Origin of the sequence: Vibrio sp. Vb1018, from assembly GCF_033338775.1 — a bacterium.
Taxonomy (GTDB): Bacteria; Pseudomonadota; Gammaproteobacteria; order Enterobacterales; family Vibrionaceae; genus Vibrio; species Vibrio alginolyticus.
Window position 1 is genome coordinate 85,214 of record NZ_JAWOTI010000008.1, and the last position, 22,184, is coordinate 107,397.

Sequence of the window (22,184 nt, forward strand, 5' to 3'; positions counted from 1 at the left end):
GCTTTAAACCCTTAATGTGGAAAAATGAGTGGTATTCGTTTCCGGTACTTCGATTGTTTTATTGGTTACTTCTTGTGTATTCGCACTTTTTAACCACTCGATGAAATTCGCAAATGACTCATCGAAAAAAGATGCAGTTAGCAGTTGCTGAGGCAGGTGTATGAAACCGATATATCCGGTCTCTTCCTCCCAGCATACCGCTGGAGAGCCTTGCGTTAAGGCACCTTTCATATGTTGATGCAAAATATCAGCACTCGGTTTATCACCTGAAATCAGCCCGATAAGCGTCACACGATCTTCTTGTGCACGAATTGTGATTGCTGTGTTTTGCTCAACGAGTAGATGGCAACAATCATCTTCATCAAAAACCAACGGCTCCAATTGGCAGCGGCTGGCAAAATCTGTCAGTAAAGAAGTTATAAATCCATTAGCCATTCGACTAAATAATCCTATTTTTGTTGTTTTAGAGGCGCTGCTTGGTTGCAACACTTATCAACTAAGCAGCTTTCTTAGGTGTATTCTTAAGGATTTATGGCAGTGAATATTTTAGAAATGGTCGGATTTTTTTTGTTTAAAGGCATTAAAATGAAAAAACTCAGCAAGTGCTGAGTTTTTGAGGTTTATTCATGAATCGTAATTTTACGCTCGCTGAGCTGCTTCACCATGGCTTGCTTTAATGCATGCAGCTGTCCATCAATACTGGCGTCGATGATCCCAACTTCTGTTTCCAAAATGCAGCCTCCATTTTTCAAGCGCGCATCTGCTACCACGTCAACGTAACCGACTTCAGGGAAATCACTTAATACACCAGCCACCTTTTCTCTCACCTCAACAACCTGCTCTGGGTGGACATGTAAAATGACCTGCTTTTGGTTACTCACCAGTTGCAACGCTTCTCGAACTACACTCACCGTGGTATCGACATCATCGAAGGTATCGATGATCTTACGTACTGCTTCTAACACCACACCTGTCATTTTTTCTTCGACTTGCTGATAGTAGTCATTACAACGTGCTAAGGTTTCAACCATCGTTTGCGCATTTTCAATCTTGGCTTGTGCAAGGCCATCTTGATAACCACGCTGTTTTTCGGTTTCGTAGGCTTGTTGGGCATTAGCAATGATGCTTTCAGCTTTGGAGTTCGCGGCTTCAACTAAGTGTTGCGAATCCAGATAACTGGCATAATCTTTCGCTTTCAGCACCTTTAAGCCAGGTGCCAGCTGCAAATTGTCTGTTTTTATTTCAACAAATGAAACCATTGAGGAATAACCTGTTTTGCGATTTTTTTTGTGAGTCGATACGCCAGATCTCGTTGATCCGCTTCCAACCAGTTAGCTGTTTCCGCGTTTTCGCTAAGTTGCTTTTCTAATTTGAATTGCCAACGAAGAACAACATCTTCCGGTGAGTTAATCAAAATAAACCTCATCCAAAAATATCCCAGCGCCCTCATGCTTGCTTCAACAGACCTTTCATCCAGCAGTTCTGGTAACGAACGCTGCCAGCCTTGCGGCCAGCTGGATAACAGCATAGGCCCGTTTTGAATTAGGAACCGAGCGCCTTCCAAACCAAATACGTTGTTCAGAACCTGTTTAGGATGTTTTAAAACAACGCCTCGCATTGCCACACAATGTAAAGCTCCGCCCACCATCAATACGAGTTGGTTCAACGCATCCGCTGGGAGCAACACCAAGCTATGGCAAGGTTTGTTAAAAGCCGTCTCAGGAACGGGAGATAACGCCCACTCATTTATGCACCATTGGTTAAACATGGGGTTATCTCTCCAGCCTTCGATATTTAGTAACCAAGGCTGCTTTTGCTCTATCCAACTTCTATGAATGTACTGGCAAGGCGCATAGTTAAACTGGTGTTGTACCTGCGCGAGTGGTGTTTCTGGTTTAACCACGCTTCGTGTTCCTACGACACCATGTAAAAGTAGCGATATTCGAGCCGATGAGTGCCGCTACCAAGAACACCAAAATGGCGATAAGATTATTCGCCGTCTCTTTGGTGACCTGAACCGACAAAATGCTTTTAAATTGATTGTTTTGAGTAGCAACTCGAACCTCTGATGAGGGTACCATCACTACGCTGATTCGATCGTAGTTCAGCCCCTCAATGCTATTGTTCACTAATAATTTGATCTGCGGAACATATGAATCAAGCGCAATATCTGCTGCGTGTTTAATAAATACGGAGGCAGAAGCTGGAGTTGGGCGCTCTCCTGGACGCAGATCTTGATCTTCCAAAACAACATGAACACGTGCCACTAGCACGCCATCAATCTGAGATAAGGTTGAGGAGAGCTCCTGAGATTTCGCGTATACCAAACGTGCTCGTTCTGCTAATGGTGACGAGATCAAATCGTCTTTGGGAAACACTTCTTTCAGTGTGGAAAACTGCTCTCTTGGATAACCTTTTCGCTTTAGCGCGTCTACCGCGAAGGCGATTTGAGAACTGTCTACCATTAACTTGACGGTGTTGTCTTTGTCAGGCTCTTTTGTTGCAACGACACCTTCGGATAGTAAGATCGACAACATCTCATTACCCTCTTTCTGAGTAACGTTGGTGTATAACTCGGTCTGACAACCTACCAGAAACAACGTGAGCATGATGAAAACTGCTCTCATTTTATTCATCATCACTATTGTGCCTTCAATAAGGTTTCTACGTTTTGTGTGGTTTTACCCACGGTTTTCGCGATCAGCTCTTCTTGAAAAGTAATGCGTGTCAGCGCCCACTGCATTTGCAGTAATTGCGCCGGATCATCACCCACCATCTTCATGTTGTCTTGCAGGTTACTTTTCGCGTTATCGATAGTGTTTTTCAACTCGCTGATGTTTTCTAGCAAACCTCCCTCCAGGCCATTACTTGCCTCGGGAACCGACATGGCTTGCTCAAAACGTTCGCTTAAACCGTCTTCGACTTGCGCATCCTGTAACTTATCAATGTTGGTTTGCATCACCTCGGTGTACTGCGTGTTTATCATATGTACTCCTAAGATAAATCTAACTTGTGACTGTGAGTCATGATGTTTTTCACCATCGCATTTTTTTGGATCATGAAGCTAAGTTCATCACGAACCATGTCCAGTGTTGATGCCATATCAGGTAACGACTTCAACTCTGCCCAGCAATGCCATAAGGCTTGTTCTTTCTGGGCACCCAGTGGAAAATGCTGCGCTAGCATTGCTTTTAGTGCTGTTTTATCAGCAGGTGGTTCGGCAATAAGCTGTCCCGAAAAACTCCCTAGTAACTCCTGCTTCAACACCTTTAACAAATCAGATTGTGGCTGTTCGTTGCCTTTTGCACTCTTCGCCTCATGAAAGGCGTACCACATTGCCTCTCGTTTAACTTGAGGGTCGGAAAACGCTTCATTTAACGACGATAAGACACTTTGTTTACTGACAACCTCTGCGTCTTTTAATGATTCATACCACGCTTTGATCTCCGCCAGTTTCGCTTCTGTTTTCTCTAGCGTCTCTTTTGGAGAAACATGTGAAACTTGCTCTTGCTTGTCACTTCGCTCCATGAGTGCTTTCATCTTGTCTTCATCGCTCCGCTCATAATGGCGCGACTCCGACTGGCGCAAAGATTGGTGTTGAAGACCTAGGTTACTCGAATCAATGATCATCCAAGATTCCTAATCTCCTGAGAAAAGCTCGCAGCAAATGCTTGGCTTTCTTCGCTTCCTTGTGACGCAAGTTCTACCCAGCTTTCCGCTTTGCTCAGTAAACCGGCTTTGGCAGAAGCAAGAGCCGCTAAGCTGATCAGATCTGGATAGGCGTTACAAAGTGGTTCGAGTAATTGATGAGCCTCTTCATACAAGCCTTTATTCATGAGGCTCATTGCACGAATCATCGCAACGGTCTCTTCAGAACCTGAGCTTGCTTCAAGGCCGTCTGCAATCGTGTTGGCTTCTTGATGACGATGCATACCTGTTGCCATCAGCGCGATTTCAGCCAGCAGTTGGCGCGTTTCTCGTTCCATGCTTTACACCTTCTGGAGAATCGACTGCATCACATCTTTAATCGCACGAGTGGTGGTCGCATTGATATTGTAAACAACAGACCATTTGTTGATCGCGTGCTGAAGCTCGGCAAGCTTTGATGGATCATCGGCATTGGTTTCTAGGTTCTTGATGGCTGCCGTCACTTCTGTGTTAGCATCTTTCGCTTGTTGTTCTAACTTAGCTTTAACATCATCAAGGTTTACACTGTTACTAGCATCGTAAAATGACATAAGACTTCCTCGTATTTTTTAGTTAGCTTCGTATGATTCAACGACCGCATAGGCGGCTGTGTAAGCTTCATACTGTTTGAGTAGCAATTGGTACTGCTGTGGTGAGCACCCTAAATCCAACTGACGTTTCACCACCGCTTGTGCTTCTAAGAGCTTGCTCTTAATCTTGTGCACTTCCGCACCGTTTGTGTCGTTATTTAAAATTTGTTCAAGATTTGTCATTGTTCGTCTCGCCTTCATATCCGAGTTCTATTGTTATCACCCGCCCGCCTTTAACCAACTCAATACCAGCAGGTGTAACACTGGATATTCGGTAGCCCTGAGGCGTTCTTGCACCGACCATATAGCGAACGTTATCGGTCAGAATCACATATGGAACCTGGCCAAAGTTAACGCTACGAAACGGGAAATCGATGTTGGTGCCTTTACTCACCTTAGGTATGGATTTCAAAACTAAGTACGGTTTCTCACCATATTGTTCCCGGAAGTCTCGGGTCACACCGTAAAATCTAGTCGTTTCGATATCATCAAGCTCACCACGAACTTCGATGCGATCACCGCTGGTGACCAACTGGACTTTCTTCAGTAGCTCCGCATCCGTTAATAACGCTTTTAGCGTATCCATGTAGGCACCCGCTCGCTGCAGTTCAACCTTCCACGCAATAAGACCCGGCACGTCTCGCTCCAAGATTTGTTCAACTTGGTTCCAGTGGCTTGCATCATCGATATAGCCCGTCAGCAGCAGTGTGCCGGTCTCATCGCCATTTTCGACTTTCACTTGGTGATAGCCGAGGTTGCGCAAAATAAATCGAACCCCGCGACGGATTTCTTCCATCGTTCTTAAGTCACTTTTGTAATTGATGCCCAATACATCAATTCGACCAAGCAAATCGAGTTTCTGTGTTCGGTCTTCAACATAGCCCTCTAAGACTGCTTGGCGTGCGGCGGCATTCCATTCCACGCGAACGTCGCTAAGTTTGAGCTCGCCTAAGATGTTACGTACCAAAACAATGGGTTCTGCTTCTGTAACAATTTCATTGTTGTTTCCGTTAGCTTGGCTGTACCACATACCGGCAAAAATGACACTCGGGACAAAACTACAAAGCAAAGCGATGAGCGTTGTTTTTTTCCAGCTAGAGCGTTGCACAGCAACCACAGGTGTATTCTGTTGGCTAGATTCGTCGCTGACGTTACTCACAATTACCGCATCTTCCGCGTATCCCAGAGCGAACTTCACAACGCCGACCGAGACAACAGCATGGCGTGACAACTCGATACCATCGCCTGCAACAGCGATGTCTTCACTGTTAATATTTGCCTCTTCGCAGCCTCGTAAAATGACCGAGTCTTGCTGGCAAACGAGGGTGAAATGGTTCGCTTCGACCCCAGCATCAGACAGTACAAGATCAGCAATAAAGTCGTCACTGCCAAGCACGAGAGCACCTTCAGGTAAGGTGACTTCTACTCCGGTATGCACGCCTGATAAAATACGAATTTTCCATTGCTGCATCGCGGTTAAGACTCCTCTGAAGGGCGCGCGCACTCACTTTGTGAGTCATCACATTCCAATACTTTCACCCGCCAACCCTTTTGTCCTGTTGGTAATTGGCACTGCGTTAATTGAGACGACTTTTGCTGTGACAATAAGTCTTGTTGATAGCGCTCGGCTTGAACCCTCGATGTGCAGCTATATACTTCCACTACCGATTTAAATTCAGCGCTATTGTTGGAGATGTTGTTAAGCTTGCCGATACTTGGTCGCAAGTCATATTCGTTGCCAATCAACACACTATCGCCAATACCATCCACAACAATTCGAGGTTCTAAAATAAACATTCGTACTGTGCGGCGCTTAGTGTTGGTATTACTTCTAAACAGCGCGCCTAAATATGGGATGTCTCCTAGCAATGGCACTTTACGTAACTGATGGCTCACTTCATCTCGGTACACACCACCGATAAGTAAGCTTTGCCCTTGTTTAACCGTCGCTAAGGTGCTGATTTCAGTTTTACGAACGGAAGGAAGATCATCGACGCCACCATCAGCGATCTTTGCACCGTCTTCAAGATGAAGGCTCAGGTTAATTTCAGGTCGTGCAGCAAATCTATCACCAACGATACGTGGGACAATTCTCAGTAACGTGCCATACGTGACCTCTTCCAGCGCTGCGGTTTCTTTACCAACCAGCTTGACGTAAAACGTGCTGCTGTTGTTCAGTACCGCTTCGACATTTTCCTGAGTTAACAATGTTGGTCTTGAAACCACTTGAGCACTGCCTTTGGATTCCAATAAACGAATTTGAGCCAGCAAGTAATTTAGGTTGGTTGAATCAAGCAAGGACTTAAAGTTCTGTCCACTGCCGAGCGTCACATCCCCCGAATTCACATCACCGGTTGTTTTGATATCGACAATGCGGTTGTTTCCGACAGACACTCCCGCTCGCCAATCCACGCCTAACTGACTTAAATCGTTGGCACTGATATCGACAATCGATAGCGCGACTTCAATTCTTGATTGCGGCTGGTCTAATTGCGCGACCAGTTTACGATAGAGCGGTAATCGTGCTTGAGTATCACGAACGATAATCGCATTAAGGCCCGGCTCTGCTTCAACTGTTGCGCCACCATGAACTGAGGCGGTTTTATTACTTTTTACAGGCTTATCTGAACTGGTAACTTCTTTGCTAGACGCACTCGTCACTTGAGTTTGAACACCAGACACGACCCGTTTTAACACCGATGCGATGCCAGGGACCGTAATTGTCTGATCTCGATATGCAATTTCTCTATCCGTTGCAGAAGCGTACTTCAAAGGAATTATCTCAACGAATAATTCGTCGGTTGAATTCGATTTCTGCAGCAAGCGCGTTTCCAATGCCTCCGCCGTTTGTACCACTAAGTCGACATAACGTGGAGGACCCGCAAGATAGACTAACCCTTTGCTCTCAGCCGCTCTCCAACCATAACGAGAATCCCAAACGCCGGTGGAAATTAACGTACTGCGTAGCTCTCTAGCCGTAAGTAATTCCAATTGAAGTAAACGTGAGCGAGTTTCTGTCGCCTTATAGACATGTAAGACGGCACCATCGAAATACCACATCAAGTTGTACACTTGCGATAAGTAATCGAGGAATTCCGCCGGATCTTCAGGGGTAAAACGCCCATTCACTCGATCGTTGACTTTGTCACTAACAGAAACCGAGACACGATAATTTGCACCGAAGTTATTCAACAACTCTTTTAATGAGTCGTTATCTGCATAGTAGCGGAACGGTTGTTCGGGCCAGTGTAAGTCTGTTGCTTGCGCATATCCCAAAGGAACAACACTCACTGCGCATAACAATGCCTTTGTTGCAGCACGTCTAATGTTGGGAAAGATTTTTAGCATCATGGTAACCACACTGTATGGTTGATTGTGTGGTTCACACGTTCTTGTTCCAATAATGCAATGTAACGCTCACAGAGATTGACGTGCTTAGAAAGCAAAGCAGAGAACCGTTCCACCGAACAGTCATCAACCCGTACTTTACTTTGCAAAATCAATTGCTGATCATCATTGGTTGTCAGTACGCCGCCATCCTCACGAATGGTTTTTAATGAGAGCTGCATGCAACGTTGTAACGCTTGTTCTTGTTGATAATCTAGATGCTCTTTAAACTGGAAGGGTAACGTCGCTTCCCATAAAATCCATGACGCATGTTGCTTGATGGTCAGTGATAACTGGTCAACCTCGATGTTGTAAGAACCATTTTCTGAGGCAATAAAATCCCCTACCTTTAGCGCTTCCGCTAAAGATTTCATCATCTTATCTAACATTTAACGCCCTATTTAGATCTGGCTGAGGTGATTGCAAGCCTGGCCGCACTGACCACTTTGAGTATCAAAATAGTAGTGATCGATATCACCAACAGTTTGCATGTTCTTGAACCATTGCCATACTTTCGCAACCGCATTTTGGTCGTTGTAAACCACATCGCATGCATCCCAAACTTCGTTCAGCTCAGGGGCTTCAAGTCGCACTTCCGAACACCAATTTTTCCACTCAGAAATAAATTGTTCGGTTGTAGAGGTGTACTCCGCGAACCCTTTCAGCTCGTCTAAAGACGGTTGCCACTTCTCAATTAACGAACGATGACATTTAATCACTTGCAACTGTTGTTCGCTTAACGTCCCAAGTTGCTTTTTAAGTTGATGCTGCTGGCTTTTAATAAGATCGAGTTGCTGTTGAACAAAGACGGCACTGGTGTCTTCCCCTGATAGCTTCGACCAATATTCCTTCTGAATATCGAGTTGATTGATAAGTTGTTCAACTTTAATCGAAGCATGAAGAGCACTTTGATCGACTTGTCGGTTAATCCACTCGTTGAGTGATAAATGGAAACAAAGCATCAACGTTTTTGGGACAGCCAAATTAAAGCGAAAGCCCAGACGAGAGTTGATGTAGTCCAGCCTTTGTTCGAACGTTGTGATTGTGCTGCTATCACTGAGCTGCGATCCAATTTCCAAAAATAAACGCATGGCAAACCGGTCTATCGAAGCACCAAGTTTTTGATACGTTTTTACTAACTGGCTAGCGCACAGGCTATCGACGACATTTCTATCCAACAAGCGTTGAAGTAAAGATAACTGCTCATAATTTATGACGCCTTCACTCAACAATTGTCGGTGATTGACGTGCACAACATTGAGATCCTGCGTAGGTTTCGAGGCGCTTTCATAACGAGCTCCTCTTTGTAAAACAGTCACTTTCCGCTGTGTCACTATGCTGTCTGGAAAAAGCGAACGGCGTCGCCAATGCTGCTTTTTCATTTATGTTCGTCTCCGCACCCCTTTCGAACAATCCAGAAAGAAAGAGATGTAATAATTTTTAATCGTTCGTTGTTACACGATACATAATAGAATTTACACTGGTGAGTGACTTTCAAAATTAGTCAGAAAATTTTAGTCCCAAGTCATTTCATTTCGCGATAGCCACTTGATCGTCTCCCGAACGTACGCGGCTTGGGGTCGTTCCAAAACGACGACGGTAACTCTGCGTAAAGTAAGACTGGCTGGAAAACCCTGCCTCCATCGCCACATCTACGATGCTCATCTTGCTCGTCAACAGCAGTTTATGAGCATGCAGTAGTCGACGCTCACTGATCCAAGCTCTTGGAGAAATGCCATAGTGCTCATTAAAAAGCTCTTTAAAAGTGGTTAAGCTGGCACCAAACTCCTGCGCGTAGTCTGTCAACTTCCATTCTTTTAAGTAATGCTGTTCCATAAATCGACGTAACCGTTCCGACGTACGGTTTGTTTGTTGTGACAGCAACGCATACAGTGATTCTCCTCCTTTGCTGTGTAGCAAGAGAATGAGTAGTTCTTCGTATTTTAGGCACATAATGGCATCAGGGTACGCTTGTTGCTCAAGCGTCTGCATGCTGGAAAGCACTTGTTCAACGAGTATGTTCAAACCAAAAGTAAACAAACCAGAACAAACTTTGTCTACCTTAGGCAGCATCATCAAGAGATCACTGTGTTTTTGCAGCAACTGACTAACGAGTTCATTGTCGTAGGCAATAATCGACGCTTTGTATGCCCCATCTAGCGGAGAGTACTCTAACAAGTAATCTCCTTGGGATAGAAATACCCCATTTTCTGCAGCAACATCGATTGTGCAATCACCTGTTTGAACTCGAAGCTGACCATTGTGAACGACAACAATGTGAGACTGGTCTGAGTGAAATACTTCGTCAGATTTTTCATAGCAGGAAAAACTACGAATTTTTCGTGAACTCGAGTCGACCCTTTCTGAGTTTAGTTGGCCTGACACATCCATTTTCTACCCTTCATTATTTTGAGTTTCTCAGTGCAAATGTTGAGAAACTTTCAAAGCACTACTTTGATTGTTGTTATTTCTAAGTACTGCTGTATGAATTAAAGAAGCAAAGAAAAGAGCATAGAAGTTCTATCACTTACCATACCCCCCGAATAATTAGCGAATAACCCAAGCATTACCTTTACCTAAAGGTAAAAGTTTGACTTAGTAAATTTCTGCTGTCCGTCTTTATTATTTTTATCAGATAGCGTTTATCATTAGCCAAAACTTAAATATCATTTCGTTATTTAAGTTTGGTTGTTTTGTTATACATTAGAATACAATTAAATAGATTTCGGCATCGTTTCGAGAACAAAATTAAATTTCCAAAATCATAAAAATGTATGTTTTATAGCCTAAAACGCCAAGCCAACGTGTTCAAGGAGCGAGATATAATCATAAAAAATACTGTTTTTGCAACAAGTATGAGTCTAAAAAACAACTGACCCGATGACTTCAAAGTCATGTAATTAATGTTTATAAAAGACAACAAATCTTTCACAACAGGAAAGATATAGTCTTTATTTTTATAAATTAGAAAATTCTAATAAAAATGTAGTACTTAAAATTTTATCTGTTTATTTTTGGAACAAGAATCAAGTTTTCTTGTTTATTTCCCTCTAAAAATAAATAGTTCTTTTCTTTTTCCGCAACGAGCTCACCGTTTGAATAAAGCTTTCCAATAATCTTCATTTTTCCTTCACCAGCTTGAATTGGTGCAATTAAAAACGAATACTGCACAGGCAACTGAACGCCTTGGTAGCTCTGAGATGCCGATTTAAGACATTGATTATCAATAACTTTACATATTTCCACTTCAAGAGAAGTAATCGAAGGTGGAAAGTAGCCGTCGACAGAAACCCAACCATAGACTGATGCCTGACTCTGTGTATCAAAGTCATCCACCCCATTGACGGACACAGTCTGACTGCACCCACTCAGTATGAATAACCCAATAAAACCAGCCCATATAGAATTGTTCATTATGACCCCATAAACGTATTTTATATAATCTAGCTCATTTGAAATTCACACAATTCTTTATGTAAAAATATAAAAGATCAACTTATATTTATACTACAAGCGGACAATAAATCGCATTTTTCAACAACACGTAGTTAACATGGACTTTAATTTCAAAAACAGTTTCTGCTCTCTTTCATTCCTTCCTTAATTGAAGTTCATTAGAGAAAAGTGATATTCATATATATCATTGCCATCGAGATATGCATCTGAACACACTTACTTTTGTCTTTCTATTTCTCTCAACACATTTAAAAGCCAAAATATAATAACAACCGACTAATATTGATAAACATGAAGAGATACATCTAATATTTTCCTTGATAAAATTTCAAAAGGGACTATTCCTATGTCAGCACGCCAAACTATCGATGAGATTTTGCTAAAGTTTGCTCATCAAATAGGCTTGCCTGCACTGCATCTAACGGAAAATGAAGTAAGCTTAGCCTTTGATGATAATCTAAGGGTGCATATCATCTTTCATCCTGAATCGACAACTCTGCAGCTCGAAGCTGAGATTGTTGGCCTTCAAATTGTAAATTCCGATCTCTACCGCTCTTTCTTGGCCTTTAATTATCACTGGCCTGAGCACCAGTTATTTTTTAGTTTAGATAACCACCGACATGTCCTATGTTTAAACCGACTCATTAACATTAGGCGACTGGATTACGAATATTTTGAAACAGCTTTAGCAGAATTGCTGACGCACAGCGAGTCGTGGGAAGCGTTATTGTCTTCGCATGTAACCATTGATGAGGCACCACCAATGCCACAAACTTTAGACTTGAGAGTTTAGGTGTCTTTATGTCCAATGACATCCAATCCACATACACCAATTCATCGGTTCATGACGTTCAACAAGCGCAGCAAAGTGATGCAGTGCCGCAAGGAACGTTTCATGGCCGTAAAGTCACCCTACTCTCCTCATCAGAAAGCAGTATGACGCGAACAAGCTCTAAAAGAGAGCTTGGTGAATGTTTAAATCAATTTGCCAGTCTCGAATCTTGCAATCGCGTTTTGGACTTTGATCCGCAACTCAATATTGACAAGCAAAACGCCGCCGTAGAAAAGCTTATGGAACGAAAAGTGGCGATAATTCAACGTTCCTGATATCACAATATAAGCAGGTTAAACACCTAAGTTACCCTTCAGCCGACAAGCTCACGCTAATAAAAACCCCGAAGATTCGGGGTTTTTATTCATACTGCTTTTTCTTTATTAATTACTTAGTTTCACTAGAAGAAGCCTAACGGGTCGATGCTGTAGCTAATCAGCAAGTTCTTAGTATTCTGGTAGTGATCCAGCATCATCTTGTGCGTTTCGCGCCCGATACCCGATTTTTTGTAACCACCGAACGCTGCGTGTGCAGGGTAAGCGTGGTAACAGTTAATCCAGATCCGGCCAGCTTCAATATTACGGCCCATACGATATGCAACGTTCGCATCACGTGTCCAAACACCTGCGCCTAAGCCATATTCAGTGTCGTTTGCGATTTCCAACGCTTCAGCCTCATCTTTAAATTTGGTGATAGCAATCACTGGGCCAAAGATTTCTTCTTGGAAGATTCGCATCTTGTTGTGGCCTTCCAACATGGTTGGCTGAATGTAGTACCCCTGGTTGATAGACTCTGGCTGTTCTGACACTCCACCACCAAAGACCACTTTTGCGCCTTCTTCACGGCCGATTTCCAGGTAACTTAAAATCTTATCAAACTGTTCTTGAGAAGCCTGAGCACCAACTTGAGTATCGGTATCGAGCGGATTACCTTGTTTAATCAGCTGTGCACGTTCCGTCAGTTTCTCTACAAACTTGTCATAAATCGCTTCATGAACCAGTACGCGAGATGGACAAGTACAAACTTCACCTTGGTTGAAGAAACCAAGTAACGTACCTTCGATACACTTATCAAGATACTCATCTTCGTAATCGAAGATATCTGAGAAGTAGATGTTTGGAGATTTACCACCTAACTCAACTGTCGATGGGATCAAGTTGTCTGCTGCACATTTCAGAATGTGGTTGCCAACTTGCGTAGACCCGGTAAAAGCGAGTTTCGCAATGCGGTTGCTGGTTGCTAATGCTTGACCCGCTTCAGAACCATATCCGTTTACAACGTTGATGACACCAGGAGGAAGAAGGTCACCGATTTTTTCCATCAGAACCAGAATGGATGTTGGGGTTTGCTCTGCTGGCTTCAATACCACACAGCAACCCGCCGCTAGTGCCGGTGCTAGTTTCCAAGCCGCCATCAACATTGGGAAGTTCCACGGAATAATTTGACCAACCACACCAATCGGTTCTGGGAAGTGGTAGCTTGCGGTGTGCTCATCCAGTTCTGCCGCACTGCCTTCTTGTGCGCGAATACAGCCAGCGAAGTAACGGAAGTGATCCACTACTAAAGGTAAATCTGCCGCCAAGGTTTCGCGAACTGGTTTGCCGTTTTCCCAAGTTTCTGCAACTGCAAGCTCTTCTAGATGCTGCTCAATACGGTCAGCAATTTTCAGCAAGATGTTCGAACGTTCTGTCACGCTGGTTTTGGCCCATTTTGCTCTGATGTTGTGCGCGGCATCCAGTGCTAAATTAATATCTTCCTCGCCAGAGCGAGCAACTTTACAATACGCTTGTCCGTTGATTGGTGAGATATTGTCAAAGTACTCACCACCCGTTGGTTTTACCCATTCCCCACCGATAAAGTTATCGTAATGCGATTTAAAGTTAACAATGGCATTTTCACTACCTGGCTGTGCATAGATCATAACTCTTCCTTTTGTTTCTCGTTCAATGTGTTATTGCAGTGTCGTATCGCACTGTTCACAAAGAGCATTACGCAAGTCACACGCCAACTACGCCACACTTGTTGTTAATTAAATGTAAAACTATGATTACCAAGCGATAACAAACCAAGTGAGCGACGTTTGAGCGGATGTATGGTGTAAACACCAATGTTCAAGTGTTCCAAAATGGCACACCCTCACTGTGACAAAATGGTACAGTCATGGAACTTCAACATATTAGCGATAACAATTGGCTTTCAACTTCATGGGTCAGAAGTGAACAAGCGGGTTTAAAACAGCGTCGACGCCCTGAAGATATTCGAGTAACGCCAGCGACGCTCCAAGATAGGCGTCACCAACTCAATTTTTTGCTAGAGGCAGTCACTCAATTTGCGCTCCCTTTGTTTAATCAGCTATTTGCTCATAGCGACAGTCGCTTAATTTTGACGGATTCAGATGGTGTCATCATCGGCAGTTGGGGACAGCCTAGATTTCGTGAAAAGTTAACGGAAATCTCGCTAAGCTCTGGAGCATGCTGGCAAGAAAAGGTCAAAGGCACCAACGCGATTGGTACAGCTTTGGTTGAAGCAAAGCCCGTTTCTGTTATTGGTGATCAGCACTTTATCCAACACCATCGTTTTATTAGCTGTTCGGCTAATCCTGTTTTCGATCATCTTGGTAACCTCATTGGCGTATTAGATATTACAAGCGAGCAAAAGAGACATGACTTCTCAACGCAAGTACTAGTACAAAACATGGTCCAGCAAGTGGAGAATCAACTACTTAACTTGATTCCACAAGGGCATATTCGTGTGGATTTAGCGTGCGAAAAAGGTTTACTGAATAGTGGTTGGCAAGGAATTATCATTGCAAATGAAGACGGACAAGTTTTGGCTCACAATCAAGTAGCCTCTCAACTTTTTGCGCAAAAAAGTATCATTGGGCAATCCTTAGACGACATTCTATCCACTCGGGGAAATGAGCACCCTTTCGTTTTCAAAACAAAACCGCTTACCGATAAAGATAGCAAGGTCAAGTCTCGTGCTGTAGCGGCGTCCAATGATCTTCATTATGGCGACTCCGCTGTTGAGCACTGTTGGCAGCAAGCTAATCGCGTCATCGATAAAGACATCAGTTTGTTGATTCTCGGAGAGACTGGTGTTGGCAAAAACGAGTTTGTGAAAGCGCTTCATAAAAACAGCCAGAGAAAAACGGGACCGTTGGTTTCCGTTAACTGCGGAGCGCTACCAAAAGATCTGGTTGAATCTGAATTGTTTGGCTACGTAGCCGGTGCCTTTACTGGCGCAAACAGCAAAGGCTATCAGGGAAAAATTCGCCAAGCACACAAAGGGATTTTGTTTCTGGATGAAATCGCAGATTTACCCTTGGAAGCTCAAAGCCGCTTGCTCCATGTATTGCAAGATAAAACCGTGCTTCCCGTGGGTTCAAACCAAAGTATTCAAGTCGATACGCAAATCATTGCAGCCACGCATAAAGATCTGGAACATTTGGTCAGCGAAGGATTGTTCCGCCAAGATTTGTATTATCGCCTTAATGGCTTGATCATTGAGCTACCTCGCTTTGAGGAACGTGATGACAAACGACAACTGATTGAGAACATTCATCGGCGTCACGCCGAATCTGAACAACAGCTTTGCCCTCACCTACTTTCTCTGATGCTGTCTTACTCATGGCCAGGAAATTTGCGTGAACTCGATAGTTTAATCAAAGTATCCGCCTTAATGGCGCAAGGTGAAGAAATATTGGAACTCACACACGTCCCAGCCCACCTAAGTAAGAAACTCAGCCAAGCTCAAGAAGGAGCAGCATCCGCTGAACCAACTTCAGAACTGCGTGCAACCGTCGAAGATAAGTTGCTCAAAACATATCAAGCCAACCAGGGGAACATTAGCAAAACGTCTCGTATGCTTGGTGTGAGCCGAAATACCATTTACAGAAAGTTGAAAAGCCTTGGCATATTAAGTTAATTCTACGACCTCAGATACAAAAAGAGCACCGTTGCGGTGCTCTTTCTCTTTGAAACCTAGCTTACAGGCCGCCTTGTTGTTGTGCCTGTTTTACTAATGCCTGACGTTGAGTTTCCTTCTCAGAGATCACTTGATTGTCCTTGTGCATTTCCTGTTCCAATTCTGCTGGAATGAAAACAAAGTACTTGTTAAGAGTCATCTTAGAACCTCAATTTGCTGTGTTAATTACCTTCTTGGTCGACGTAAACAAAACCAGAAAAACATGTTTTACTGGATCCTTGTTGCTAGTTTCAAAAAATAAAGGATGTTCATATAATAAACATCCTCCATGTGGGCGATAATTATAGGCGTAGTTTAAAGGCTTACCTAGCACTCTTTTTCACCTTTTGTGCAATCTGAGTTTCGATCGAAAAACGGATTTAGTTGCCCGTAATTACTAAGGTATTGTTAAAAAGAGAAAAAAGCTTTTACTGTAACTGACGACAGGGATGAGCTTACGAGTGTAGGTTCACTTGCAATTGTGTATCGTAGAGTTCGAATACGATAATAATAACGCTACATGCCCTTAATCTGCGTAGTTAAAAACTTTGAAGTGATAGACAACCGAAGTCATATCTGTGCAACTCAGTTTAACGATTTGTCTACCAGTTCAATATTTCACCTTTTTTGAGAAATCTTTAGCCACTTTTTTGTGTGAAACGCCCCAAAAGAGCAGACAATTAAAAGTGTGGCATATGACCACAATTGTCTATCCCCACTTAGCTTCGGGAGGCGTTTATGAAAAGTAACAAACTTGGCCATGTGATGTCTTTCAGCAGGATGTTTTCCTTCATTGCATTCTTGACGGCCACATTCGCATGGATTCTCAGCATGTACGCCCTATTCACTATTTCTTTAGTGGCTCTTGTGGTCAGTGCAATTCTCTACCTAAAAGACAGGTTTTATCAAAACAAGAAAACGACCACTGAAAAGAGCGCCTAGGCGCTCTTGAAGTTCCGTAAAAGCAAAAACAAAAAAGGATGCCACTTGGGCATCCCTTTATATCTTTATATTTAGTCGGTTTACTTAAAACGATTACACGTCGTAAGTTGTAGACGCTGTGTCGCCGCCTGTACCAGTCCAGTTAGTGTGGAAGAATTCACCACGTGGACGGTCAATGCGCTCATAAGTGTGAGCACCGAAGTAGTCACGTTGAGCTTGAAGCAGGTTCGCTGGTAGACGAGCTGTTGTGTAACCGTCTAGGAAAGATAGCGCAGAAATCGTACATGGCATTGGGATACCAGATTCTAGAGATTTCGCTGCTACTTTACGCCATGCTGCTAGGCTGCCTTGTAGGATGTTTTTGAAGTACTCATCAGAACCAAGGAATGCGATGTCTGGGTTCGCTTCGTACGCATCACGGATGTTGCCTAGGAACGCAGAACGGATGATACAACCGCCACGCCACATTAGAGCTACGTTACCGTAGTTTAAGTCCCAACCGTTCTCGTTAGACGCTTCGCGCATTAGCATGAAGCCTTGAGCGTAAGAGATGATCTTAGAAGCTAGTAGCGCTTGACGTAGTGCATCAACCCACTCTTGCTTGTCGCCTTCAACTGGAGTGATTGTCTTACCGAATAGAGATTCAGCTTCAACACGTTGGTCTTTCAGTGCAGATAGACAACGAGAGAATACAGACTCAGAGATAAGTGTTAGTGGAATACCTAGGTCTAGTGCGTTGATACCAGTCCATTTACCAGTACCTTTTTGGCCTGCTGTGTCTAGGATCTTTTCAACGAGAGGCTCACCGTCTTCATCTTTGTAGCCAAGAATGTCAGCCGTGATTTCAACAAGGTAGCTGTCTAGCTCAGTCTTGTTCCAATCAGCGAATACTGCTTGCATCTCGTCTGCAGACATACCAAGACCGTCTTTCATGAACTGGTAAGCTTCTGTGATAAGCTGCATGTCACCGTATTCGATACCGTTGTGTACCATCTTAACGAAGTGACCAGCACCGTCGTTACCAACCCAGTCACAACATGGCTCACCAGCGTCAGTTTTCGCAGCGATACCTTGGAAGATAGGCTTAACCGCTTCCCATGCTTCAGCAGCACCGCCAGGCATGATAGATGGACCGAAGCGCGCACCTTCTTCACCACCAGATACACCAGTACCGATGAAGTGGATACCTTTTTCACGTAGTGCAGCAACACGACGGTTTGTATCTGGGTAGTTAGTGTTACCACCGTCAATAATGATGTCGCCTTTGTCTAGCAGAGGTACTAGCGCTTCGATGAACTTGTCTACAACGTCACCAGCGCGAACCATCAACATTACTTTACGCGGCGTTTCTAGCTTCTCTACTAGTTCTTCTAGAGAGTATGCACCGATGATGTTCGTGCCTTTTGCTGGACCTTCCAGGAACTCGTCTACTTTAGCAGCAGTACGGTTGTGAGCAACCACTTTAAAGCCGTGATCGTTCATGTTTAGGATAAGGTTTTGACCCATTACTGCTAGGCCAATTACACCGATATCACCTTTCATTGTTTCTCTCCAATTTTATTTCATCGACGAGCAGCGTCTTAAGCAATTTTTGCTGCCGCGTCTAAATCTAAATACCATTCCGTTAGGCCCGATTTCGCTTGAATCTTAGCCGCTGGGTATGGCAGTGCGTGTGCTGGTGAACTGTTAATTTCTTCAACAATGTCCGCTTTTCCTGCACCAAGCACTAAGTAACTAATGCGTTTCGCTGCTTCTAATACGCGTGCGGTTTTCGACACACGAAGTTGGCCCGATTCAGGATGCGACGCCACAAGAGATAGGTTCGCATCATCATAATTCGTTTGGCCAGGGAACAGAGAAGCTGTATGACCATCTGCACCAACGCCTAATAAGATCCAGTCAAACACAGGTGTGCCGTTTTCACTCGGGATCACCTCTGCCATCTCTTTTGCAAAGCGCTCGGCTTCTGCTTTAGGCTCATCTTCGCCACGGATGCGGTGAATGTTTTCCGCAGGAATATTTACTTGGCTAAACAACAACGTGTTCGCTTCACCGTAGTTGCTTTCTGCATCGTCAGGGGCAACACAACGTTCGTCACCCCACCAAAAGTGGAGGTTTTCCCATTGAATGGAGGTTGCGTAAGCCTCTGAAGCCAGTAGTTTAAACAGCATTTTAGGAGTGCTGCCGCCAGAAAGAGAGATGTGAACAGGTCTGCCCATTTCGCTAAACGCTTTCATATCGTTAGCTAGGCTTTCAACTACCTGTTCTGCTGTTTGGTAGATCTTATGGTTGATCATAGTTCACAGTAATCCGTATCTGTTAAGTTTTTACATGGGAAACGCCAAGCGCGGCCATCACGCTGTAACAAGTCATCTGACTCTTTAGGTCCCCAAGTGCCGCATGCGTACCCGAAGAGGGATTGTGGATCTTGCTTAAAATCTAAGATTGGCTGTACGTATTGCCAGCACGCTTCCACCGCATCACTACGTGCAAATAGCGTAGCATCACCATTCAAAGCATCAAGTAGAAGACGCTCGTATGCCGTTAGCATTTGCGTTTCTTGCAGGTCAGCGTAATGGAAGTTCATTTTCACTTCCTTCGCTTCAAAGCCTGCGCCTGGCTCTTTCAAGCCAAAGCTCATTTGAATGCCTTCGTCTGGTTGAATACGAATGATCAGCTTGTTTTCTGGTGCGTTTTGACCAAACACAGGATGCGGTGTTTGTTTAAAGTGGATAACCACCTCAGTAACGCGTGTTGGAAGACGCTTACCAGTACGCACGTAAAATGGCACGCCATTCCAACGCCAGTTGTTGATGTACGCTTTCAAACCGATGTAAGTCTCTGTACGAGAATCGTCTGCAACTCCCGGCTCTTCACGGTAGCCGCGTAGGCTTTGCCCACGAACTTCAGACGCCGTGTATTGGCCTAACACTAGGTCGTTGCGCAGAGCGTTTTCGTCTAATGGCTTTAAGCATTGAAGCACTTTTACCACTTCATCACGCATCGAGTCTGCATTGATTTGCGCTGGTGGTTCCATACCTACCATTGCTAATACTTGTAGCAAGTGGTTTTGGAACATGTCGCGCACAGCGCCAGAGTTGTCGTAGTAACCACCACGCTCCTCTACGCCAAGGAATTCTGCGCCTGTGATTTCAACGTAATCAATGAAGTTACGGTTCCAAAGCGGCTCAAACATCGCATTAGAGAAACGAAGCACAAGTAGGTTTTGTACCGTTTCTTTACCTAAGTAATGGTCAATTCGGTAGATTTGATGCTCTTGGAAGTGCTCGTGAATTTCTTTGTCCAGAATACGCGCCGATTCAAGATCATAGCCGAATGGTTTCTCAATGATCAGGCGTTTCCAGCCATCCTCTTCAGTGTTAAGACCATGTGCTGCAAGACTTGCAGGGATCACACTGTATAAACTTGGTGGGGTTGCTAAGTAAAAAAGCGTATTGCGTTGCTCGAATTGATATTCGTCCGCAAGTTGGTCTAAGCGAGAAGATAGCTTACCGTAATCTTGTGTGTCAGAAGTATTAATTGCTTGGTAGTGCAGATGGTTAATAAATGCATCAAGCGTTTCTGGCTCAGTATTTTCCATTTCCTGAAGCGATTTTTTCAGCTTCGCGCGGTAAGACTCATCACTGTATTCAGTGCGACTTACACCCAGAATGGCAAAATTCTCTGGAAGCTGCTTGTTCGCGTAGAGGTGGTATAAAGCAGGAATGAGCTTACGGTACGTAAGGTCACCTGAAGCACCAAAAATAACGATGCTGCTGTTTTCTGGTATTACCATCATCTTTCCCTTAAAAACGAGGTACTTATTGTGTGCCCGGATACGGCTAGAGAATGAGCCAACCCTATCAATGGCACCTCAAAATAGAAAATTGGTCTTACCTATTACGTTGATAGGTAAAGTCTATGGGCCCAAAGAACCTTAAGAAGTTGCATTTCCGATTCTTGGAAACACGACGTATTGAGGTCATTTAAGTCACTTATGTCTCAAAAGTACACACTGTACTCGCTGGAGGAGAGTCCGACACGGGGCGATATTGTCTACGACTATTTGATTTACATCAACACTTGCCAGTGCAAACGTTTAAATAAGTTGCACAAAACGTCATAAGCGATTGTATTTTATTGATAAAAAAAGTTTCATCTGAACGCTCCAAAATTTAAGCAAAAACTCTAATATGGGTAAAAATTACTCATACTTGCAATCCATTACAGTTTTATCGTGATCTGTGTTACTTACTTTTTATTTCATCATCCTATTGATAATGATACTCAATTAAAGATAATGAAATCACTATTAATGTGAAAGTAGAACGCCATGAAATCAAGCGCCATTAACCCACATCCCATTAACCGAATACAATCGGTGCTTGACTACATTCACACCAACTTAGACAGCACTCTGAGCGTAGATGAAATATCAAAAGCAAGTTGTTGGTCGCGCTGGCAACTGCAACGCGTATTTCAACAACACACTGGCGTATCCGTCGCTCACTACATCAGAGAGCTTAAACTTAGCCTTGCGGCTGAGCGCTTAATCCATACTTCTGACCGCTCGTTAGATATAGCGATAGAAATGGGATTTACATCTGAACACGCATTTAGCCGAGCGTTCAGGAATATGTTTTCAAAAAGCCCCCGCGAATATCGAAAAACGCAACAACTCTCCGGGTTGAGGCAACCTTTGACGCTGCGTAAGACACCAGAAGAAGAGAAAAAACATCAGCGCTTTATTGAAGTTCGAATAGAAACAAAACCGGCTTTTGAACTTGCTGGTTATCATGAACCTATTCACGGATTGTTTTCCGCTACGCCCGATTTCCAATCCAAAGTACCGTCACTTTGGTCACGTCTTTATTCATCTGAAAACCTTAACAATTCGGAAAGTAGTTACTTTGGCGTGATTGATGTGACGCAAGCGTATTCAAACAACCAACAACTTGAGTATTGGGCAGGTTATGAGTGCAGTCCAACAGCAAACGCACCAAGATCAACGAACTCTTCCAACTCGGGGTTAGACCTCTTGGCTGTTCCTGAGCAAACCTACGCCGTCATTACACACATAGGCAAAGCATCAGAGCTCGCCTCAACGCTGGAATGGTTTATTTTACATTGGCTACCCTACTCTAATTATCATGCTATCGATGGTTATGAGTTAGAGCTTTATCCAGAAGGTTATGATGTTGATAGCGAACAAGCACAAATGCAGTATTGGATTCCTGTCGAGCCAAACGACTCGCTATCTTTAAAACCTAAGAACAGAAGAATAAGTTCCAAAGATTAGTGTTTTGCACCAAATTGTTAACTTT

25 protein-coding genes are annotated in these 22,184 nt (G+C 43.7%); 5 read left to right on the forward strand and 20 right to left on the reverse strand.

Annotated features, from left to right (window positions below; genetic code table 11):
• Positions 1-3 precede the first annotated feature (3 nt).
• The 15 genes from R7Z10_RS10700 to R7Z10_RS10770 all read right to left on the reverse strand — a co-directional run bounded on the left by R7Z10_RS10700 (position 4) and on the right by R7Z10_RS10770 (position 11,078).
• A complete protein-coding gene (locus tag R7Z10_RS10700) occupies positions 4-435 on the reverse strand; it encodes a type III secretion system chaperone (protein ID WP_054575038.1) in 432 nt (143 codons plus the stop codon).
• A 185-nt stretch (positions 436-620) separates the two neighbouring features.
• A complete protein-coding gene (locus tag R7Z10_RS10705) occupies positions 621-1,259 on the reverse strand; it encodes an HrpE/YscL family type III secretion apparatus protein (RefSeq protein ID WP_005387146.1) in 639 nt (212 codons plus the stop codon).
• Entirely contained in the window at positions 1,238-1,903 is a 666-nt protein-coding gene (vscK, locus tag R7Z10_RS10710; RefSeq protein ID WP_318104840.1) for a SctK family type III secretion system sorting platform protein VscK, read from the reverse strand. The genes R7Z10_RS10705 and vscK overlap by 22 nt, the downstream gene beginning before the upstream one ends.
• The gene (gene sctJ, locus R7Z10_RS10715; protein ID WP_086012989.1) at positions 1,896-2,642 is read right to left on the reverse strand and encodes a type III secretion system inner membrane ring lipoprotein SctJ; all 747 of its coding nucleotides are present in this window, start codon (positions 2,640-2,642) and stop codon (positions 1,896-1,898) included. Before sctJ ends, vscK begins: the two co-directional genes overlap by 8 nt.
• Positions 2,642-2,986 (reverse strand): type III secretion system inner rod subunit SctI, encoded by a 345-nt coding sequence (sctI, locus tag R7Z10_RS10720; RefSeq protein WP_005387149.1) that lies wholly within the window; start codon positions 2,984-2,986, stop codon positions 2,642-2,644. The genes sctJ and sctI overlap by 1 nt, the downstream gene beginning before the upstream one ends.
• Before the next feature lie 8 nt (positions 2,987-2,994).
• Positions 2,995-3,630, reverse strand: a complete 636-nt coding sequence (locus R7Z10_RS10725) for a YopR family T3SS polymerization control protein (protein WP_054575039.1) — start codon at positions 3,628-3,630, stop codon at positions 2,995-2,997.
• Positions 3,627-3,986, reverse strand: coding sequence for a YscG family type III secretion system chaperone (locus tag R7Z10_RS10730; protein WP_017634556.1), 360 nt, complete (start codon positions 3,984-3,986; stop codon positions 3,627-3,629). Before R7Z10_RS10730 ends, R7Z10_RS10725 begins: the two co-directional genes overlap by 4 nt.
• 3 nt (positions 3,987-3,989) lie before the next feature.
• Positions 3,990-4,238, reverse strand: a complete 249-nt coding sequence (gene sctF, locus R7Z10_RS10735) for a type III secretion system needle filament subunit SctF (protein ID WP_005377199.1) — start codon at positions 4,236-4,238, stop codon at positions 3,990-3,992.
• 18 nt (positions 4,239-4,256) lie between these two features.
• Positions 4,257-4,460 (reverse strand): EscE/YscE/SsaE family type III secretion system needle protein co-chaperone, encoded by a 204-nt coding sequence (locus tag R7Z10_RS10740; protein ID WP_017821343.1) that lies wholly within the window; start codon positions 4,458-4,460, stop codon positions 4,257-4,259.
• Positions 4,447-5,748: a type III secretion system inner membrane ring subunit SctD gene (gene sctD, locus R7Z10_RS10745; RefSeq protein WP_054575041.1), complete on the reverse strand. Its 1,302-nt coding sequence runs from the start codon at positions 5,746-5,748 to the stop codon at positions 4,447-4,449. The genes R7Z10_RS10740 and sctD overlap by 14 nt, the downstream gene beginning before the upstream one ends.
• A gap of 5 nt (positions 5,749-5,753) precedes the next feature.
• Entirely contained in the window at positions 5,754-7,637 is a 1,884-nt protein-coding gene (sctC, locus tag R7Z10_RS10750) for a type III secretion system outer membrane ring subunit SctC (protein ID WP_170897327.1), read from the reverse strand.
• Entirely contained in the window at positions 7,625-8,053 is a 429-nt protein-coding gene (locus R7Z10_RS10755; RefSeq protein ID WP_054701666.1) for a YscB family type III secretion system chaperone, read from the reverse strand. Before R7Z10_RS10755 ends, sctC begins: the two co-directional genes overlap by 13 nt.
• Before the next feature lie 12 nt (positions 8,054-8,065).
• Positions 8,066-9,046 carry a T3SS regulon anti-activator ExsD domain-containing protein gene (locus R7Z10_RS10760; protein ID WP_132937103.1) on the reverse strand — a complete coding sequence of 327 codons (981 nt, stop codon included), beginning with the start codon at positions 9,044-9,046 and terminating at the stop codon, positions 8,066-8,068.
• Between the two features lie 148 nt (positions 9,047-9,194).
• Positions 9,195-10,055 carry an AraC family transcriptional regulator gene (locus R7Z10_RS10765; protein ID WP_005377191.1) on the reverse strand — a complete coding sequence of 287 codons (861 nt, stop codon included), beginning with the start codon at positions 10,053-10,055 and terminating at the stop codon, positions 9,195-9,197.
• A 609-nt stretch (positions 10,056-10,664) separates the two neighbouring features.
• Positions 10,665-11,078: a YscW family type III secretion system pilotin gene (locus tag R7Z10_RS10770; protein WP_017634557.1), complete on the reverse strand. Its 414-nt coding sequence runs from the start codon at positions 11,076-11,078 to the stop codon at positions 10,665-10,667.
• Between the two features lie 388 nt (positions 11,079-11,466).
• Between R7Z10_RS10770 and exsC the strand changes: the two genes are divergently transcribed.
• Together exsC and exsE2 are read left to right on the forward strand one after the other, a co-directional pair.
• Positions 11,467-11,913, forward strand: coding sequence for a type III secretion system regulatory chaperone ExsC (gene exsC, locus R7Z10_RS10775; RefSeq protein ID WP_005377174.1), 447 nt, complete (start codon positions 11,467-11,469; stop codon positions 11,911-11,913).
• An 8-nt stretch (positions 11,914-11,921) separates the two neighbouring features.
• On the forward strand, positions 11,922-12,227 hold the full coding sequence (exsE2, locus tag R7Z10_RS10780; RefSeq protein ID WP_005377171.1) for a T3SS regulon translocated regulator ExsE2: 306 nt from the start codon (positions 11,922-11,924) through the stop codon (positions 12,225-12,227).
• A 125-nt stretch (positions 12,228-12,352) separates the two neighbouring features.
• On the opposite strand, the gene R7Z10_RS10785 is transcribed toward exsE2, so the two are convergent.
• Positions 12,353-13,873 carry an aldehyde dehydrogenase family protein gene (locus R7Z10_RS10785; RefSeq protein WP_005377169.1) on the reverse strand — a complete coding sequence of 507 codons (1,521 nt, stop codon included), beginning with the start codon at positions 13,871-13,873 and terminating at the stop codon, positions 12,353-12,355.
• A 239-nt stretch (positions 13,874-14,112) separates the two neighbouring features.
• Here R7Z10_RS10785 and R7Z10_RS10790 point away from each other — a divergent pair, with 239 nt between their 5' ends.
• Positions 14,113-15,879, forward strand: coding sequence for a sigma-54-dependent Fis family transcriptional regulator (locus tag R7Z10_RS10790; protein WP_170897326.1), 1,767 nt, complete (start codon positions 14,113-14,115; stop codon positions 15,877-15,879).
• Between the two features lie 61 nt (positions 15,880-15,940).
• Here R7Z10_RS10790 and R7Z10_RS10795 read toward each other — a convergent pair whose 3' ends face one another.
• Positions 15,941-16,078 carry a hypothetical protein gene (locus R7Z10_RS10795; protein WP_005377165.1) on the reverse strand — a complete coding sequence of 46 codons (138 nt, stop codon included), beginning with the start codon at positions 16,076-16,078 and terminating at the stop codon, positions 15,941-15,943.
• Positions 16,079-16,656: 578 nt separating this feature from the next.
• Between R7Z10_RS10795 and R7Z10_RS10800 the strand changes: the two genes are divergently transcribed.
• Positions 16,657-16,860 carry a hypothetical protein gene (locus R7Z10_RS10800; RefSeq protein ID WP_318104846.1) on the forward strand — a complete coding sequence of 68 codons (204 nt, stop codon included), beginning with the start codon at positions 16,657-16,659 and terminating at the stop codon, positions 16,858-16,860.
• A 93-nt stretch (positions 16,861-16,953) separates the two neighbouring features.
• On the opposite strand, the gene gnd is transcribed toward R7Z10_RS10800, so the two are convergent.
• Genes gnd through zwf form a run of 3 tightly spaced genes read right to left on the reverse strand, consistent with a single transcriptional unit; the run spans position 16,954 to position 20,656 of the window.
• Positions 16,954-18,402, reverse strand: a complete 1,449-nt coding sequence (gnd, locus tag R7Z10_RS10805) for a decarboxylating NADP(+)-dependent phosphogluconate dehydrogenase (protein ID WP_005377160.1) — start codon at positions 18,400-18,402, stop codon at positions 16,954-16,956.
• Positions 18,403-18,440: 38 nt separating this feature from the next.
• The gene (gene pgl / locus R7Z10_RS10810; RefSeq protein ID WP_017634562.1) at positions 18,441-19,157 is read right to left on the reverse strand and encodes a 6-phosphogluconolactonase; all 717 of its coding nucleotides are present in this window, start codon (positions 19,155-19,157) and stop codon (positions 18,441-18,443) included.
• The gene (gene zwf, locus R7Z10_RS10815; RefSeq protein ID WP_258476805.1) at positions 19,154-20,656 is read right to left on the reverse strand and encodes a glucose-6-phosphate dehydrogenase; all 1,503 of its coding nucleotides are present in this window, start codon (positions 20,654-20,656) and stop codon (positions 19,154-19,156) included. The genes pgl and zwf overlap by 4 nt, the downstream gene beginning before the upstream one ends.
• Positions 20,657-21,193: 537 nt before the next feature.
• Between zwf and R7Z10_RS10820 the strand changes: the two genes are divergently transcribed.
• Positions 21,194-22,159 (forward strand): helix-turn-helix domain-containing protein, encoded by a 966-nt coding sequence (locus R7Z10_RS10820; RefSeq protein WP_005387160.1) that lies wholly within the window; start codon positions 21,194-21,196, stop codon positions 22,157-22,159.
• Positions 22,160-22,184 lie beyond the last annotated feature (25 nt).